This is a genomic window from Reyranella sp. (assembly GCF_004297405.1).
Lineage (GTDB): Bacteria > Pseudomonadota > Alphaproteobacteria > Reyranellales > Reyranellaceae > Reyranella.
This window is the reverse complement of the sequence record NZ_SCVC01000032.1, coordinates 231,942-247,495: the sequence shown is the minus strand read 5'-3', so window position 1 is coordinate 247,495 and position 15,554 is coordinate 231,942. Positions and strand designations below refer to the sequence as shown.

Annotated in this window: 14 protein-coding genes; 7 read left to right on the top strand and 7 right to left on the bottom strand. The window is 63.9% G+C overall.

Annotated features, from left to right (window positions below; translation table 11 throughout):
* The first annotated feature begins 34 nt into the window (after positions 1 to 34).
* Positions 35 to 610, top strand: coding sequence for an ankyrin repeat domain-containing protein (locus tag EPO50_RS21245; protein ID WP_296347218.1), 576 nt, complete (start codon positions 35 to 37; stop codon positions 608 to 610).
* Positions 611 to 1,330, top strand: coding sequence for an alpha/beta hydrolase (locus EPO50_RS21240; RefSeq protein WP_296347217.1), 720 nt, complete (start codon positions 611 to 613; stop codon positions 1,328 to 1,330). It abuts the gene before it with no gap.
* Here EPO50_RS21240 and EPO50_RS21235 read toward each other — a convergent pair.
* A complete protein-coding gene (locus EPO50_RS21235; protein WP_296347215.1) occupies positions 1,327 to 2,070 on the bottom strand; it encodes an SDR family NAD(P)-dependent oxidoreductase in 744 nt (247 codons plus the stop codon). The genes EPO50_RS21240 and EPO50_RS21235 overlap by 4 nt on opposite strands.
* A 218-nt stretch (positions 2,071 to 2,288) precedes the next feature.
* Here EPO50_RS21235 and EPO50_RS21230 point away from each other — a divergent pair, with 218 nt between their 5' ends.
* The 3 genes from EPO50_RS21230 to EPO50_RS21220 all read left to right on the top strand — a co-directional run bounded on the left by EPO50_RS21230 (position 2,289) and on the right by EPO50_RS21220 (position 6,671).
* Entirely contained in the window at positions 2,289 to 5,507 is a 3,219-nt protein-coding gene (locus tag EPO50_RS21230) for a hypothetical protein (RefSeq protein WP_296347214.1), read from the top strand.
* A 121-nt stretch (positions 5,508 to 5,628) separates the two neighbouring features.
* The gene (locus EPO50_RS21225) at positions 5,629 to 6,141 is read left to right on the top strand and encodes a thioesterase family protein (RefSeq protein ID WP_296347212.1); all 513 of its coding nucleotides are present in this window, start codon (positions 5,629 to 5,631) and stop codon (positions 6,139 to 6,141) included.
* Positions 6,142 to 6,152: 11 nt separating this feature from the next.
* The gene (locus tag EPO50_RS21220; protein WP_296347211.1) at positions 6,153 to 6,671 is read left to right on the top strand and encodes a thioesterase family protein; all 519 of its coding nucleotides are present in this window, start codon (positions 6,153 to 6,155) and stop codon (positions 6,669 to 6,671) included.
* Here EPO50_RS21220 and EPO50_RS21215 read toward each other — a convergent pair.
* The 6 genes from EPO50_RS21215 to EPO50_RS21190 all read right to left on the bottom strand — a co-directional run bounded on the left by EPO50_RS21215 (position 6,658) and on the right by EPO50_RS21190 (position 11,811).
* Positions 6,658 to 7,152 carry a GNAT family N-acetyltransferase gene (locus EPO50_RS21215; protein ID WP_296347209.1) on the bottom strand — a complete coding sequence of 165 codons (495 nt, stop codon included), beginning with the start codon at positions 7,150 to 7,152 and terminating at the stop codon, positions 6,658 to 6,660. The genes EPO50_RS21220 and EPO50_RS21215 overlap by 14 nt on opposite strands.
* Positions 7,142 to 7,897 carry an SDR family NAD(P)-dependent oxidoreductase gene (locus EPO50_RS21210; RefSeq protein WP_296347207.1) on the bottom strand — a complete coding sequence of 252 codons (756 nt, stop codon included), beginning with the start codon at positions 7,895 to 7,897 and terminating at the stop codon, positions 7,142 to 7,144. The genes EPO50_RS21215 and EPO50_RS21210 overlap by 11 nt, the downstream gene beginning before the upstream one ends.
* Positions 7,894 to 8,133: a DUF2783 domain-containing protein gene (locus EPO50_RS21205; protein WP_296347205.1), complete on the bottom strand. Its 240-nt coding sequence runs from the start codon at positions 8,131 to 8,133 to the stop codon at positions 7,894 to 7,896. Before EPO50_RS21205 ends, EPO50_RS21210 begins: the two co-directional genes overlap by 4 nt.
* 10 nt (positions 8,134 to 8,143) lie before the next feature.
* On the bottom strand, positions 8,144 to 9,763 hold the full coding sequence (locus tag EPO50_RS21200) for an FAD-dependent oxidoreductase (protein ID WP_296347203.1): 1,620 nt from the start codon (positions 9,761 to 9,763) through the stop codon (positions 8,144 to 8,146).
* A complete protein-coding gene (locus tag EPO50_RS21195) occupies positions 9,736 to 10,692 on the bottom strand; it encodes an MBL fold metallo-hydrolase (protein WP_296347201.1) in 957 nt (318 codons plus the stop codon). Before EPO50_RS21195 ends, EPO50_RS21200 begins: the two co-directional genes overlap by 28 nt.
* A 96-nt stretch (positions 10,693 to 10,788) precedes the next feature.
* Positions 10,789 to 11,811, bottom strand: a complete 1,023-nt coding sequence (locus tag EPO50_RS21190) for a S1C family serine protease (RefSeq protein ID WP_296347199.1) — start codon at positions 11,809 to 11,811, stop codon at positions 10,789 to 10,791.
* An 81-nt stretch (positions 11,812 to 11,892) separates the two neighbouring features.
* Here EPO50_RS21190 and EPO50_RS21185 point away from each other — a divergent pair, with 81 nt between their 5' ends.
* Together EPO50_RS21185 and EPO50_RS21180 are read left to right on the top strand one after the other, a co-directional pair.
* Positions 11,893 to 14,187: an ATP-dependent helicase gene (locus EPO50_RS21185; protein ID WP_296347197.1), complete on the top strand. Its 2,295-nt coding sequence runs from the start codon at positions 11,893 to 11,895 to the stop codon at positions 14,185 to 14,187.
* A gap of 32 nt (positions 14,188 to 14,219) precedes the next feature.
* Positions 14,220 to 15,545 (top strand): ABC transporter substrate-binding protein, encoded by a 1,326-nt coding sequence (locus EPO50_RS21180; RefSeq protein ID WP_296347195.1) that lies wholly within the window; start codon positions 14,220 to 14,222, stop codon positions 15,543 to 15,545.
* Positions 15,546 to 15,554: the final 9 nt, after the last annotated feature.

Sequence of the window (15,554 nt, the reverse complement as noted above, 5' to 3'; positions counted from 1 at the left end):
GGCAGGCTAGCACGCTGATCGAAACTGGAGAACGATGCGCACCTTCCTCACCCTGCTCATTCTGCTATGGAGTGGCGTCGTGACTGCCCAGTCCCCCTCCGCCCCCGCTCTCACCGCCAACGAGCGTGCGTTGATCGACGCCACCCAGCGCAACGACATAGAGGCGGCGCGCCGCCTGATCGCTGCCGGCACCAACGTCAACGCCCAGGACGAGAAGCGCGACAGTGCTTTCCTGCTCGCGGGCGCAGAGGGCCGGCTCGAGATCCTGAAACTCACCCTGGCGGCCGGCGCCGACCTCAAGAGCACCAACCGCTACGGCGGCACAGCGTTGATCCCGGCCTGCCATCACGGCCATGTCGAAACGGTGCGCGAGCTGCTGAAGACCGCCATCGACGTGAACCATGTGAACCGGCTGGGTTGGACGGCCCTGCTCGAGACGGTGATCCTCGGCGATGGCAGCCCAACCTATATCGAGATCGCGCGCCTGCTGGTCGCCCACAAGGCCGACGTCAACCTGGCCGACAATCAAGGCATCACCCCGCTCGGCCACGCCCGCCAGCGTGGACAGCGCGAGATCGTTGCGATCCTGGAGGCCGCTGGCGCCCGCTGAATGACCCCGAAGCGTACCTATGTCTGTCTGCCCGGCGCCTGGATGGGTGCCTGGTCCTGGCAATTCGTCCTCGAACGGCTTACCGCGGCGGGCCACGATGCACGCGCCCTTCCCTTTCGCGGCGTCGGCGAGCGTGCCGCCGAGCTGGCGCCCGAGCTCGACAACGATGTCTTCCTCGCCGACACGATCGCCACGTTGGAGCGAGAGGGTCTGCGCGACCTCGTGCTGGTCGGCCACAGTTTCGGCAGCCTGATCGCCGGCCTCGTCACCGACCGAATCCCTGACCGCATTGCCCATCTCGTCATCATCGATGGCGGCATCCCGCAGGATGGCCAATCAATCTTCGGTCGCATCCCCAAGGAGATCGTCGCCAAGCGGCAGAAACTGGTGAAGCAGGTCAACGGCACCGACGTGCTGCCTTTCGCGCCGGTCGGCAGCTTGATCATCGACGATCCCGAACTGGCGGCGTGGACGCACCGCCAACTCACGCCGCACCCGCTGGCCTGCTACACCAAGCCGATCCGGCTCGCCCATCCTGCCGGCAACGGCCGGCCAATGACCTATATCGCCTGCACCAAGCCGCGCTATCCGGTGTCGGCCGGCATGCACGAGAAGGTGCAGGCCATGCCGCACATTCGCTACCGCCCGATCGAAGCTGGCCACAACTGCATCATCTCGGCGCCCGATCTGGTGGCGAACGAATTGCTGGCCGTTCCCTAGAACGATTCCTTGTAGGGACGCAGGTCGATCTCCTGGCTCCAGGCGCTGCGCTGCTGGCGGTGCAGGTGCCAGTAGTTGTCGACGATCGCATCGACCTTGAGCAACCCGTCGGTACCAGCCTTCTCGGCACGGTCGGGCATGCGTGACAGCAGGCGGTCGCCTTCGATCCCGCCATCGATGATCACATGCGCCACATGGATGCCCTGCGGCCCGAACTCGCGCGCCATCGACTGGACCAGCAGCCGCAGTCCGCCCTTCGTGGCGTTGAAAGCCGCGAAGCGTGGCCGCCCGCGCATCGAGCCCGAGGCGCCGGTGAACAGCACTGTGCCACGGCCGAGCGGCGCCAATCGGCGCATGGCCTCCCGGCCGAACAGGAAGCCGGCGTAGCAACCGACGCGCCAGGAATCCTCGAAGTGCTGCGCCGTCATCTCGCGGAAATCGACGGCGGCGTTGTTGCCCATGTTGAAGACGAAGAGATCGGCCGGGGTACCATCGGCATCATCCGTCATCGCTTTGTCAAAAAGCCGGATGACCTCGTCTTCCTTGGTGCCGTCGACCGTGACGGCCGTCGCCGATCCACCCGCCTGATGGACGGAAGCGACGACCTTGTCGATTTTGGCCACTGTGCGGCCAGCTACCAGCACATGATAGCCCTCCTTGGCAAAACGTAGACTCGCCGCGCCGCCGATGCCGCGCTCCGCACCGACGCCCAGGATCAGGGCTTTGGGTTTCTTTGCCATCGAAGTTCCTCATTACAGAAAGGTTTCGACCGAAGGTGCGGCGTGCGCTGCCGGTTCACCACCGTCCGGGCGCATGAAATTACCTCCGCATCTCATGATTGAATCCAACGAAGGCTCGCGACTGCAATAACCCGCCTCGATGTATTGCACCGCGCAGGTAGTTCGGTACGATAACGTACAGGGTGTGGTTTTGTGGGTGGTGTATGTCTACGACAGCAATGAATTTTGCGCTGAGCTCGACGTATCAGAACAATCTGACGTCGAGCGGCGCAGGTAACAACGGCGTCTATGTCAATGCCACGGCCTTCGACGGCAACGGTAACTTCGTCGGAACGATCAACCTGATTTCAAACGGGGTCATGTCGGGCACGAGCTCCCTGCAGCTCACCAACGGCACGACCCTGACCGGCGGCAACGTCGTCATCACCGTCCAGCAGACCGGGGGCACGATCGCGCCCCTCACCCTCAACAGCAGCACGACAATCGGGAGCCTGCTCAATACGGGCAACGCGACGGCGAGCAACTATCGCTACGACGCGATCGAAGTCACGTTGCTGGGCGAAGGCTCCGACGTCGCCGACCTGACGAACATCGTGCAATTCGGCGCCCCGATGTCGCTGTCGGTGAGCTATAGCGGAGCCTCCGGCCTGCCGACAGACACGCGCGGTTATGCCATCAGTGGCCAGACGCTGATCAACGACCTGATCGCGCTCTCGCCGTCGGGTTCACAAAACTATTCATTCGCGCCGGGATCGCCGCTCAACCAGCAGCGCGAGACCCTGTCGCTCGCCAACAACGTCAATCCCAATCCGCTGAACGTCGCCAGCGACTGGAACTCCTACGTCACCGGCTTTCAGAGCGTGACGGGCGATGTCTACCTGGCGGCCTATTTCAACGGCGTGTCGGGCGGGCCCGGCCCCAGCCTGTCGTATTACAACGTGGCCTACGATTCCTCGGCCGGCGTTTTCTGGCTGAACCCTGTCGCGCTCAACGGCATTTCGACGACCAACTACTCGCTTCGGATTCCTGCGACCCAGACAAGCGGCTCTCAGGTCAACGCGCTGACGCAGAACATCTACACCCAGGGTGGCACGCTCGACGTCTATACGGCGCAGAACGGCACCTTGGTGCAGACCTACAACACCTTCACGCCCAACAATGCCTACGGCAACATCGCCAAATATCTGGTTGCCGGTTTCGATGCCGGCTTCTGGGGCGGCAGCGCAAATTCGGCCAACCCTCTGTCCACGGGCAAGATCGATCTCAACCAGACCTGGAACTGGGGCGCCAACTACGCCTACGCGGCGATCAATGCGCCGGCGGGCAGTGGCAGTTTCGGCTACACAAACTCGATCGGTACCGGGACCGGAACGGTCGGCGACCCCGCGCGCAAGATGTACTACGATCCGTTCGCTGCGGAGTTCTTCAAAAGCAGCAACGCCTACGGCTACAGCTATTCCGACCTGATTTCCAACGGCGGTGGCGTCAACCCCGGTATCAGCGTCTACGATCCCGGCACCAAGACCAACGTCACAGCGATCGACGTCAAGCTGTTCGATCTCAGCGAGACGCCCACCGGCTACAAACCGCCGACCTTCAACTATGTGGCTCCGACAGGCTCGACGTATTCGCCGGCCGCAACTGCCACGTCGGACCAGTTCCTGTTCGACTTCTCGCTGGCCGGCAAGTATGCGCCCGTCAGTGGTACGCCGATGGCGTTCCGATTCTATGCGCCCGGTCAGGCGCAGGCCGGCAGCGATGGCTTCGTCACCTTCAATTTGCCGGTCAACTACAACCAGATCTACTCGCTGACCAATTCGGGCGGCCAGTGGACGCTGACGGCCAACGCCAGCAGCGGCGCCATTGGCTACTTCAATATCACCGGCGCCCCCATGACCAGCGATGGCTCGACCTCCTGGTATCAGATCGTTCTCGGCACCGGCAGCTCGGCCAAGACCTACAACATCTATGCGCATGGCACGGCCAGCACGGTCACCTCCGCCGTGATCGACGGTGGGGCCGAGGCCCAGTTGATTCCCGGTCAGGCGAATCAGGTCAAATTCAGCTTCAATCCTGGCGGCAGCATCACCTTTGACCCCGCCTACTTCGCGTCGAGCAACCCGACACCCCCGACGCCTCCCCCGCAGAACTTGGCGGCGCCGCTCGTTGGCACGCTGAATTCGGGTGGCAGCTTCAACCAGTTCGCGAGTCTACTGGACCTCAAACAGAGCGATGTCGCCTTCAGCTGGTCGTCGACCGGCGACGGCAACAAGATCGAGGCCGGCAACATCGCCGAGATCAGGCTCGCCGACAAAGATAATGCCGACTGGATCATGACGCCGATCATCACCCAGTCGACGCTGAACGGCGACTGGGTGACGAAGCTCAGCTCGCAGTTCGGCAACGGCGACTACAGCGCCTTCATGCAGCAGTACCGGCCAACCGATTACGACCTCAACAATCCGGTCGACTCCGCAACGGTGGCCGTCGATTTCTCGGTCAACCTCGACACGCTCGGCCTCGTCTCGGCTGATGGCGGCACGGCGCTCGGCCTCACAGCCGGCGGTTCGACGACGGCCGGCAACTGGATCCAGCTCAACGCCACAAGCTCGACCTTGCCCAACGGCACGTTGATCGCCTACGCGACAGACGCCAGCGGAAACATGATCGCGCGCGACGGCTCGATCACGACCTCGCTGGACGCCGCAGCCCTCGGCCGCATCGGCTCGGTGGCCAGCGACAGTGGCGCGACGTTCTTCAGCGGCGAGCAGTCGATCTACCTGCCTGTCGGCCAGGAGCTGCACTTCGCGATCGTTGCGGGCAACGGCGTGGTCGACACCACTCCGACGGTCAGCGTCACCGGCAGCGGCCCTACGCTCGGCATCTCGGTAAGCGACAGCTTCGGCCGCATCAATCTCACGGCCCAGGTGGACAATACGCTCAGCGAATCGGCGACCCTGGCGGCCAGCCAGCGGCTGACCGATCATGGCTGGATCTATCTCACCCAGAACGCGCAGGTCGGCGTCAACCTCGCCTGGAGCGGCGACTACGTGAACACGCTGCATTTCGTCCGCATCGACGTCAATCCGGCGGATGCAACGCAGTGGCAGGTGGGTGGTGTCGCCTACGGCGATACGGATGCTTTCCGCAATGCCGTCCAGAGCAACTGGGAGTTCATGTCGACCCAGGGTCACTCTACCGGTACCGCCAACGCGGTTTGGAGCGTACAGGGCGATAGTGGCTACTACGCACCCGTTCTCGTCACGCCCGATGGCATGTGGATGCTCAACAACTCGGCGACCAGCACGGCGAATAGCGATGGCCGCCAGCACGTCCGCACTTTCGGCGAGAATGTCTTTGGCTTCGAGGACACGATCGCCAGCAAGGGCGCCGATTTCGACTACAACGACATGATCGTCAAGTTGACGATGCTCTGAGGCCCTGAAACCTGCTCGGGCCGGTGACCTACACCGGCCCTTTTTCGCAACGCGACGAGTCCGTCGACGCCTTCAGCAGAAGACTTGCCGTCCACGCTGCCCCGTGGCTACGGTCCGCCGCATGAAATTGCCACCTTATCCCCTGATCGAGCCCAATCTTGGTGCGCCACTCGACGTGCACCGCGCGACCGTCCTACCGGAATGGATCGACTGGAACGGCCACATGAACGTGGGCTTCTATGTCGTGGCCTTCGACAAAGCGACGGATACTCTGTGCCAGCAATTCGGCTGCGGCTGGGAGTACACGCGCGACAAGCTCGGCATGACCTTCGTGCTCGAAGCGCACGTCACCTACGATCGCGAGGTCAAGGAAGGCGATCCCCTGCGCATCACGACGCAAATTCTCGACCACGACGCCAAGCGCATCCACTACATCCACGAAATGCATCACGCGACCGAGGGTTACCTCGCCGCCACCAACGAGTTGATGTTGATGAACATCGACTATGAGACTCGGCGCTCCGCGCCCTGGCCGGATTTCGCCATGGAGCGCATCGAGAAACTCGCCGCGGCGCACGCCGGACTCCCACGTCCGAAGCAGGCCGGCCGCCTCATTGGTATCAAGAAGAAGTAGAAGTCACCTTCATGCTGCAATCCCTGCCCTACGAACTGCCCGAGCTCGTCACACGCGCGCCGCTCGATACCCACCGCTCGACCGTCGTTCCAGAATGGGTCGACTGGAACGGCCATATGAACGTCGCCTTCTATGTCGCCGCTTTCGACCAAGCATCCGGCGCCTTCATGCGTAACATGGGTCTGGGCCGGCGCTACGTCGACGGCAAGCTCGGCATGACTTTCGTGCTGGAAACCCACGTCACCTACGATCGCGAGCTGCGCGAGGGTGCGCCTATGCGCTTCACGACGCAGCTCCTGGCCCGCGACGCCAAGAAGGTCCATCTCTTCCACGAGATGTATCACGCCGAGCAGGACTATCTGGCGGCGACCAACGAGACGATCGTGATGAACATTGACTACGCCACGCGGCGTTCTGCGCCGTGGCCGGTGCCGGTGGCCGGACGACTCGACGCCATCTGGGAGACGCACAAGGCGTTGTCCAAGCCGGCCAAGTCGGGACGGGTCATGAGCCTGGCTAAGAAGACTTAGCCAGCTTCTCCAGCGCCTCGCCGCTCAACCGGTAAGGCAACCAGTTGCGGATCCAGCGATAACCCAGCCGCTCGTAGAAGCCCCGGGCCGGGTTCCAGTCGAGCACGTTGAGGTCGATGCGCTGGTAGCCCTTGGCCGTGCATTCCAGTGCCAGGCCCTGCATCAGAGCGCGCGCCACACCCCCACGGCGCTCCTCCGGCACGACCCAGATGTCCTCGATGAAGATGCCGCGCGCTGCCGTCCAGACGGAGTAATTGAAGGTATAGAGCGCGAAGCCCACGGGCTTGCCGCCGCGTTCAGCGATCAAGGCCGCGAACTGAGGGTTCTGGCCGAAGCCATCGCGCGCCAGTGTTTGCGGCGTCGAGGTGACGGCATCGGGCTCATCCTCGTAGGTCGCGAGATCGACCGAGAAACGGTGCAGTGTATCGACATCATCGACGGTGGCCGGCCGTACGACGATGTCCTTGATTTCATCCGGCAAGATAGCCTCCGTCGACGGGCAGGATCGCCCCGGTGATGTAGCTCGCCGCGTCGGAGCAGAGGAAGACCACCGGCCCCGCCAACTCCTCGGGCTCGCCAACCCGGCGCATCGGCACATGGGTCAGGAAGGAGGCCAGCCGTTTGGGATCGGCGCGAGTCACCTCGGTCATGGCAGTGGCGATGATGCCCGGTGCGAGTGCGTTCACCCGTACGCCATCGGCCGCCAGCTCTGTCGCGAGCGCCCGCGTGAACTGCGCGAGCGCGCCCTTGGACACCGGGTAGACGCCGTTGCCAGCGGGCGCCACGAACGAGTTGGTCGAGGCGATGTTCACGATGCTGCCCTTGGTGTGCTTCAGCTGTTCGATGAAGGCCATGGTGACGTTGTACGGTCCCTGGACATTCACCTCCATGGTCCGCTCCCAGCGCTCGCGACCATCCGGCGCCATGAGATTGCCGCGCAGGAAGATACCGGCATTGTTCACCAAGATGCCGATCGGGCCAACCAGCAGCGAGATGTCCTGGGCGAGCTTGCGGCAGCCTTCGGCATCGGTGACATCGAGCGCATGGCCGCGTGCATCGCCACCCGCCTTCACGATACTGTCGGCGATGGCACGGGCAGCGTCGAGATCGACATCGGTCACGATCACCCGCGCCCCCGCGGCGGCAAGGCCACGGGCGATGGCAGCGCCATTGCCGCGGCCAGCGCCGGTGACCAGAGCAAGTCGTCCGGTGAGCACGTCCTTCATGTACCCTCTTCTTCCAGCGATTGGCGGGCGGCCGCCAGCGCTTCGTGGATCGCCGCCTCGTCGCCGACATGGTTGGCCAGCAGCAGGATCAATCTGGCATCGAAAGCGCGGCACTGCTCATCGGTGAGGTCCTTATGAGCCTCGACGATGGCATTGTAGACCTCGTCGGGCCGCGCAAGATTCAGCGTCCGCCGCAGGGCGCCCGTCACGACGGCAGAGGGGGCGTCATCCGACATCGCGGCTCCTTCAGCCATTGCCCGTCGCACGCCGGACTGCTGCATCGACGGCCGCGGGATCATAGCGGCGCCAGCGGGCGGCGACATAACGGTCGGGGCGAATGAGATAGCTCGTGCCCGGCTGGGCGTCATAACGCTGACGGGCCAGCCCATCGCCTGAAACGCAAAGTCCGGTCACCCGTTGCGGCAGCCGCTCGAAAGCAAAGCCACGTTCGGCAAAGGTGAGCAAGGTGAAGCCAGGCCCCATGCGGTCGACCAGCCAGCCCTCCCCTTCGCCACCAACCGGCGCATCGACCATGGCCCGGCCCGGGGTCGGGCCACGGCGCCAGTCCTGATCGGTATCTGGCGTGTCGAGCGCAGAGCCGGCATGACCGGTGGGCACCGACAGCCGGCCGCTGTTGATCAGGGCGCGGGCAAAGGGAAAGTCGCGGGCCAGGGACAGGGTGGCGTCGCGGAAGGCACGCGCGGCCGCGAACTTGGGCGTGATGAAATCGGTGCTGCGCGTTGAGTTCAGGATGTTCTCGCGCGAGGCGGCGCGCCGTTCGCTGCAGTAGCTTTCGAGCAGGTTCGCAGGCGCCGATCCTTCGAGGACGAGCGCGAGCTTCCAGGCGAGATTGTCGACGTCGGCGATGGCGCCGTTGCCGCCGCGTGCCCCGAACGGCGACACGACATGCGCGGCATCGCCGGCAAAGATCACCCGGCCATGCAGAAAGCGCTCCATCATGCGGCAGGTGAAGGTGTAGACGCTGGTCCATTCGTGCTCCCAGCGCGCGTCGGGGCCGAACATCTGTCGCAGCCGGCGATCGACATTCTCGGACTTCTTCTCTTCCTCGGCATCGGCATCGCGGCCGAGTTGGAAGTCCACGCGCAGGACATTGTCGGCCTGACGATGGAGCAGCACGGAGTTGGTCGGATGGAACGGCGGATAGAACCAGAAGCGCCGTTCCCGCGGCAACTCGCTCAACAACCGGATATCGGCGATCAGGAACTGGTCGTGGAAGACCTCGCCGGGATAGGGCAGCCCCAACATATGCCGCACCGGACTGCGGACGCCGTCGCAGGCGACCAGCCAATCAGCTTCGAGTGTGTAGCGGCCGTCAGGCGTCTCGACCTCGACCGTGACACCATCGTCGCGCGACGCCACACCGACCACCTTGTTGCGAAAGCGCAGATCGACGAGCGGCTCCGCCAGGCAGCGTTCGAAGAGATATTCTTCGACGTAGTATTGCTGCAGGTTCACGAAAGCGGGGAACTTCTGTTCCGGCTCGGGCTGCAGGTTGAAGCGATAGATCGGCTTGTCGCGGAGATAGACCTCGCCCTGCTCCCAGGTGATGCCTTTCTCGACCATGCGTTCGGCGATGCCGAACCGATCCCAGATTTCGAGGCTGTGCTTGGCCTGGCAGATCGAGCGGCTGCCGAGGCTCACCGTATCGTCTTCGTCGAGCACGACCGTGGCTATGCCGCGCTGCGCCAGCGACAGGGCAAGCGTGGGCCCGGCCATGCCGGCGCCTACGATGACAACCGGGACGACCGGCCGGCGCTCCGCCTGGCCGTCAAGCTCGGCCGGCCGGCGATATGGATAGCGGCGGTACGTGTAGGAGCTCAGCCGGCCTTCTCCAGCGCGGCCCACATCTCGATGTCGCGTTCGGCGGTCCAGATGCGCGGATGATCGAGGCCCTTGGCTTCGTCGTAGGCGCGCGACACGTCGAACGGCATGCAGTGCTCGAAGATCACCCAGTTGCCGTAACGTGGCTGCAGCGCCAGCACTGCCTTGTCGTAGGCCTGCTTCAGCGACTCGCCCGCCTCGGCGCTGGCCGAGACCGCCTTGTAGAGATCGCTGAGGAAAGCCTGCGTGCCGGCAATGCCTTCCTCGACCGCAGTCTCGCCGATCAGCGCATCGCCGCGTCCCGGCACCAGCGCCTGAGGCCGGAGATCGCGCAGCTTCTGCAGAGTTTCCGGCCAGTCCTTGTAGTGGGCGTCGCCGGCATAGGGCGTGGCGCCGTACTCGACGAGGTCGCCGCTGAACAGCGTGCGCTCCTCCGGCAACCAGACAATCGTGTCGCCCTTGGTGTGACCGCGACCGGCATGGATGATGTCGACCTGCAGCTTGCCCAGCCACAGCGTCATGCGGTCGTTGAAGGTGATCGTGGGCCAGGTGAGGCCGGGAATGGTTTCGGCCGCCTGGAACAGCCGGGGGAAGCGCTGCAGTTCGGATTTGTAGTCCTGGGCGCCACGCTCGACGATCATCTCGCGCGTCGCCTCACTGCAGATGATGTGCTCGGGATTGTAACCGGCTGCTCCCAGCACGCGCACCGCGTGATAGTGCGACAACACCACATACTTGATGGGCTTGTCGGTAACGGTGCGGATACGCTCGATGACCTGCTCCGCCATTTTTGGCGTCGCCTGCGTATCGATCACCATCACCGCATCATCACCAACGACGATGCCGGTGTTGGGATCACCCTCGGCGGTGAAGGCATACGCATGGTCGGACAGCCGGCTGAAGGTGATCTTCTTTTCCGCCATATCCGCCTGTGAGGCGAAGGCTCTGGCCATCGTCATCTCCCGTACGCTTGGTCGTTCATGTGAACCTATGCAGCGGCCGTGCTCGAAGTCAAAGCACGGCTATACACAGGCAGTCATCGAGATCGGTCAATCCGAGCCGAACTTTTGATAGGTGGCGCGATCACCGGTCCGTACCGTCACCTCGAAGGCATCTTCGTCGCGTTCCATCCGCAACTTGACCGGCGTGCCAGCGGGTCCGCTACTCCAGAGCTTGCGATAGAAGTCGGCGAGATCGTCCAGCACATCGCCGTTGAGCGCGTGTAGAATGTCGCCGCGCTGCAGGCCGGCGCGATCGGCCGGACCGCCATCGGAGATACCGGCGACCACGAGCTGGCCCACGTGCTCGAGCGTGTAGAGGCCAAGCCACGGCCGGGGTGGAGTCGACAGCCGGCCGGTCGACACCAGCTCCTGAAAGATCGGCTTCAGCCGGTTGATCGGCACATACATGTTGCCCGGAAAGGCGGGCGCGCCAGGACCTAGGGCCTCTGGCACCAGGAGCGAGCCGACACCCAGCAGATCGCCGTCTATGCCGATCAAGGCCGAGCCGCCCCACTGCGGAAAGGCCGGCACGGTGAAGATCGCGTTGTCGAGGAGATACTCCCAGTAACCCGCAAATTCGCGGCGGCCGGCAATCTTGACCTTGAGTGTCGCCTTGGCGCCGCCCTGGCCTGCAACATAGGCCTCACTGCGCAATATCAGGGAATCCGAGTCGCCGAAGCGCAGCGGCCTATGGCGCACCGGAACCTCCGTGCGGACCAGACCGAAGCCGCTCTCATAGTCATAGCCTACGATATGGGCCGGCAACTCCCGTCCGTCGATATCGGTGATCGTCACGGTATCGGCCTCCATGATGAGGTAACCGATCGTGACCACGAGGCCTTCGTCATCCAGCAGGATGCCGTGGCCTTCACGCTCCGTGCCCAATGTCTGAGCCGAGCGGCGGTTCGCGGGAATAGTCGTCTTGACGCCGACGACGGCTGGCAGTGCTGCCATGACCGCCGGTGGCAGATTCGAGCCATCGCTGCCCGGCGTCTGGGCGACAACACCCTCCTGGCCGGGTGGCGGCCAGTGGCCTGCACCATTTGCGGAACCGTTCAACCCTCGGGCCATCCGCATACCTCCCGCGCGCCAACGAGCGCTTCCACAGTCTAAAGATAGGCGTCTGCCGTCCCGATTGCTATATGACGGTTCATGGCGCCCCCCGCCGATCCTTTTGAAATCACCGACGACCCCGTACCGACTGATCCCGTTCCGGCACGGCGCGCCGTTGCGCCCACCGCCCATCTCGACGGGCTGAACGAAGAGCAGCGCAAGGCCGTCACCCATACCGGCGGCCCTCTGCTGGTCCTGGCTGGTGCCGGCACGGGCAAAACCCGTGTGCTGACCACCCGGATCGCCCATCTATTGATCACCGGCCAGACACGGCCCTCGCAGGTGCTCGCCGTCACCTTCACCAACAAGGCGGCGCGTGAAATGCTCGACCGCGTGGCGAGCCTGATAGGCGGCGCCGCCGACGGGATGTGGCTCGGCACCTTCCATTCGGTCGGCGTGCGCGTGCTGCGACGCCACGCCGAACTGATCGGGCTGAAGAGCAACTTCACCATTCTCGACACCGACGACCAGACCCGGCTGATCAAGCAGCTCCTGCAAGCCGAAGGGATCGACGACAAGAAATGGCCGGCCCGGATCCTCTCGGGGATCATCCAGCGTTGGAAGGACCGTGCGCTGACGCCCGAAAAGGTTTCGGCCGACGATGCCGGCGATTTCGCCAACGGCAAGGCGGCAGATATCTACCGCCAGTACCAGGCGCGACTCGCCGAGGTGAACGCCGTCGACTTCGGTGATCTCGTGATGCACTGCGTCACCCTGTGGCAGCAGCATCCCGACATTCTGGAGATCTATCATCGTCGCTTCCGCCACATCCTGGTCGACGAGTATCAGGACACCAACGTGGCGCAGTATCTTTGGCTGCGTCTGCTGGCGCAGGGCACGCAGGACGTCTGTTGCGTCGGCGATGACGACCAGTCGATCTACGGATGGCGCGGCGCTGAAGTCGGCAACATCCTGCGTTTCGAGAAGGACTTCCCCGGCGCCACCATCGTGCGCCTCGAGCGCAACTACCGTTCGACGCCACACATCCTGGCCGCCGCCTCGCATTTGATCGCCCACAATGAAGGGCGGTTGGGCAAGACGCTGTGGACCGACACCAAGGAAGGCGAACGCATCTCGCTGCGTGGCGTATGGGACGGCGACGAGGAAGCCCGCACCATCGGCGAGGAGATCGAGGCGCTGCAGCGCGACAAGCACAGGCTCGCTCAGATTGCCATCCTGGTGCGCGCCGGCTTCCAGACGCGCGAATTCGAAGAGCGCTTCATCACCATGGGCCTGCCCTATCGTGTGATCGGCGGCCCGCGCTTCTACGAACGCCAGGAAATCCGCGACGCCCTGGCCTATTGCCGGGTCACGGTGCAGCACGACGACGACCTGGCCTTCGAGCGGATCTACAACACGCCGCGCCGGGGTCTCGGTGAATCGGCCCTGCGTACCTTGCGCATCGTCCAGCGCGCACAGAAAGTATCGCTGTTCGAGGCGACGCGTCGGGCGCTCGAAACCGACGAGTTGAAAGCCCGGCCGCGCAAGGCGCTGGGTGATCTGATCCGCAGCTTCGAGCGCTGGCGCGCCATGCTGGACGGCATGAACCATGTCGAGGTGGTCGAAACCATCCTCGACGAGTCAGGCTACACCGACATGCTGCGCATGGATCGGTCACCTGAGGCCGAGGGTCGGCTGGAGAATCTCAAGGAACTCACCAACGCACTGCAGGAGTTCGACTCCCTGCCGGCGTTCATGGAGCATGTGGCGCTGCTCACCGACAATGCCGAGCGGTCCGACGGCGACATGGTGAGCGTGATGACGCTCCATGCCGCCAAGGGCCTGGAGTTCGACACGGTGTTCCTGCCGGGTTGGGAGGAAGGGCTGTTTCCCAACCAGCGTGCTCTCGACGACAAGGGCCTGGCGGGTCTCGAGGAGGAGCGGCGGCTGGCCTATGTCGGCCTGACGCGCGCGCGCAAGCGGGCATACGTCTCCTTCGCCGCCAACCGCCGTGTGTTCAACCAGTGGCAGGCCGCCATCCCTTCGCGCTTCCTGCGTGAGCTGCCGACCGACCAGCTCGCGGAAAGCAGCGACGCCGGTCTCTACGCCACCTACTCCGCCGGCCATCATGGCGGTCTGCGCGAGCAGGCAAGTGGCTTCGACTATGAGAGCCTGGGCGTCGCCTCGGGCCGGCGCCCGCGCTGGCGTGACGAGACGGCCGATGACCGGCGCGCCGTCGACGGCGACAAGCTCGACCTCAGTGTCGGCCAACGCGTCTTCCACCAGAAGTTCGGCTACGGCCGCATCGTCGCCGTGGACGGCAACAAGCTCGACATCGAATTCGAGAAGGCCGGTTCAAAGAAGGTCCTCGACAGCTTCATCGAAGCTGCCTGACAAAGATAAAAAAACTGCAGGAGAGAAACGCTATGTTCCGCCGCTCAGCCCTCGCCTTTGCTGCTCCCCTGGCTCTCGTTCTCGCCACGGGAACTGCCTTCGCCCAGGCCGGCAAGGTCACGGTGGTCACGTCTTTCTCGAAGGACGTCACCGATCCCATCAAGAAGGCCTTCGAAAAGGCCGTGCCGGGCGCCACGCTGGAAGTGCAGAACCGCAACACCAATGCCGGCGTGAAGTTCCTCGAAGAGACCAAGGGCAACAACCAGGTCGATCTGTTCTGGGCCTCTGCGCCTGACGCGTTCGAGGTGTTGAAGGGCAAGAAGCTGCTCGCCGCCTACAAGCCCAAGGCCACGGGCATTGCCGAAAAAGTCGGCTCCTATCCGGTGAACGACAAGGACGGGTTCTATTCGGGCTTCGCCGCCTCGGGCTACGGCATCATGTGGAACGAGCGCTATGTAAAGGCCAACAAGCTGCCGTCCCCCAAGGAGTGGCAGGACCTCGCGAAAGCTCCCTATTTCGACCATGTGTCGATCTCGGCCCCCTCGCGCTCGGGCACGACACACCTCACCATCGAAACCATCCTGCAGGGCGAGGGCTGGAACAAAGGCTGGCGTACCATCAAGGACATCTCGGGTAACCTGCGCCAGGTCACGGATCGCTCGTTCGGCGTCCCCGAGGCGGTGAATTCTGGCCAGGTCGGCTACGGTATCGTCATCGACTTCTTCGCCTTCTCCTCGCAAGGCGCAGGCTTCCCGGTGAAGTTTGTCTACCCCTCGGTCACGACGCTGGTGCCCGCCAATGTCGGCGTCGTCGCCAACGCCCCCAACAAGGCCGGCGCCGAAGCCTTCATCGAGTTCCTCCTGTCTCCGGCCGGCCAGGAAGTGCTGCTGGAACCGACCATTCGCCGCCTGCCCGTCCGGCCGGAGACCTACGCCAAGGCGCCGGCCGACTATCCCAATCCCTTCAAGGACAAGAACCTGCAGGGCCTGCTGACCTTCAATGCCGAACTGTCGGAGAGCCGCACCGCGGCGGTCGACACCTTGTTCGACCAGCTCATCACCTTCCAGCTCGAGCCGCTGAAGGCAGCCACCAAAGCGCTGCATGAAGTCGATGCCGCTCTCGCCAAGAAGGACAATGCCCAGGCACGAGCGCTCGCCAAGGAGGCACGCGACCTGATCGCCGCCATGCCGATCACCGACGCGCAGGCGGCTTCTCCCGAGATCAAGGCAGCCTTCACCGGCGGCAAGGAGAAGTCGTCGCGCCAGGCCGAACTCGAGCAGCAATGGTCAGCCTTCGCCAAAGAAAAGTACGCCGCTGCCAAGGCAAAGGCCGACGAGGCGTTAAAGCTCCTTCGCTAAAGCTCACGC

Bases quoted from the DNA above. Each gene is read 5' to 3' on its own strand.
- EPO50_RS21245 (WP_296347218.1), top strand. From the start codon at position 35: ATGCGCACCTTCCTCACCCTGCTCATTCTGCTATGGAGTGGCGTCGTG.
- EPO50_RS21240 (WP_296347217.1), top strand. From the start codon at position 611: ATGACCCCGAAGCGTACCTATGTCTGTCTGCCCGGCGCCTGGATGGGT.
- EPO50_RS21235 (WP_296347215.1), bottom strand. From the start codon at position 2,070: ATGGCAAAGAAACCCAAAGCCCTGATCCTGGGCGTCGGTGCGGAGCGC.
- EPO50_RS21230 (WP_296347214.1), top strand. From the start codon at position 2,289: ATGAATTTTGCGCTGAGCTCGACGTATCAGAACAATCTGACGTCGAGC.
- EPO50_RS21225 (WP_296347212.1), top strand. From the start codon at position 5,629: ATGAAATTGCCACCTTATCCCCTGATCGAGCCCAATCTTGGTGCGCCA.
- EPO50_RS21220 (WP_296347211.1), top strand. From the start codon at position 6,153: ATGCTGCAATCCCTGCCCTACGAACTGCCCGAGCTCGTCACACGCGCG.
- EPO50_RS21210 (WP_296347207.1), bottom strand. From the start codon at position 7,897: ATGAAGGACGTGCTCACCGGACGACTTGCTCTGGTCACCGGCGCTGGC.
- EPO50_RS21205 (WP_296347205.1), bottom strand. From the start codon at position 8,133: ATGTCGGATGACGCCCCCTCTGCCGTCGTGACGGGCGCCCTGCGGCGG.
- EPO50_RS21195 (WP_296347201.1), bottom strand. From the start codon at position 10,692: ATGGCCAGAGCCTTCGCCTCACAGGCGGATATGGCGGAAAAGAAGATC.
- EPO50_RS21190 (WP_296347199.1), bottom strand. From the start codon at position 11,811: ATGGCCCGAGGGTTGAACGGTTCCGCAAATGGTGCAGGCCACTGGCCG.
- EPO50_RS21185 (WP_296347197.1), top strand. From the start codon at position 11,893: ATGGCGCCCCCCGCCGATCCTTTTGAAATCACCGACGACCCCGTACCG.
- EPO50_RS21180 (WP_296347195.1), top strand. From the start codon at position 14,220: ATGTTCCGCCGCTCAGCCCTCGCCTTTGCTGCTCCCCTGGCTCTCGTT.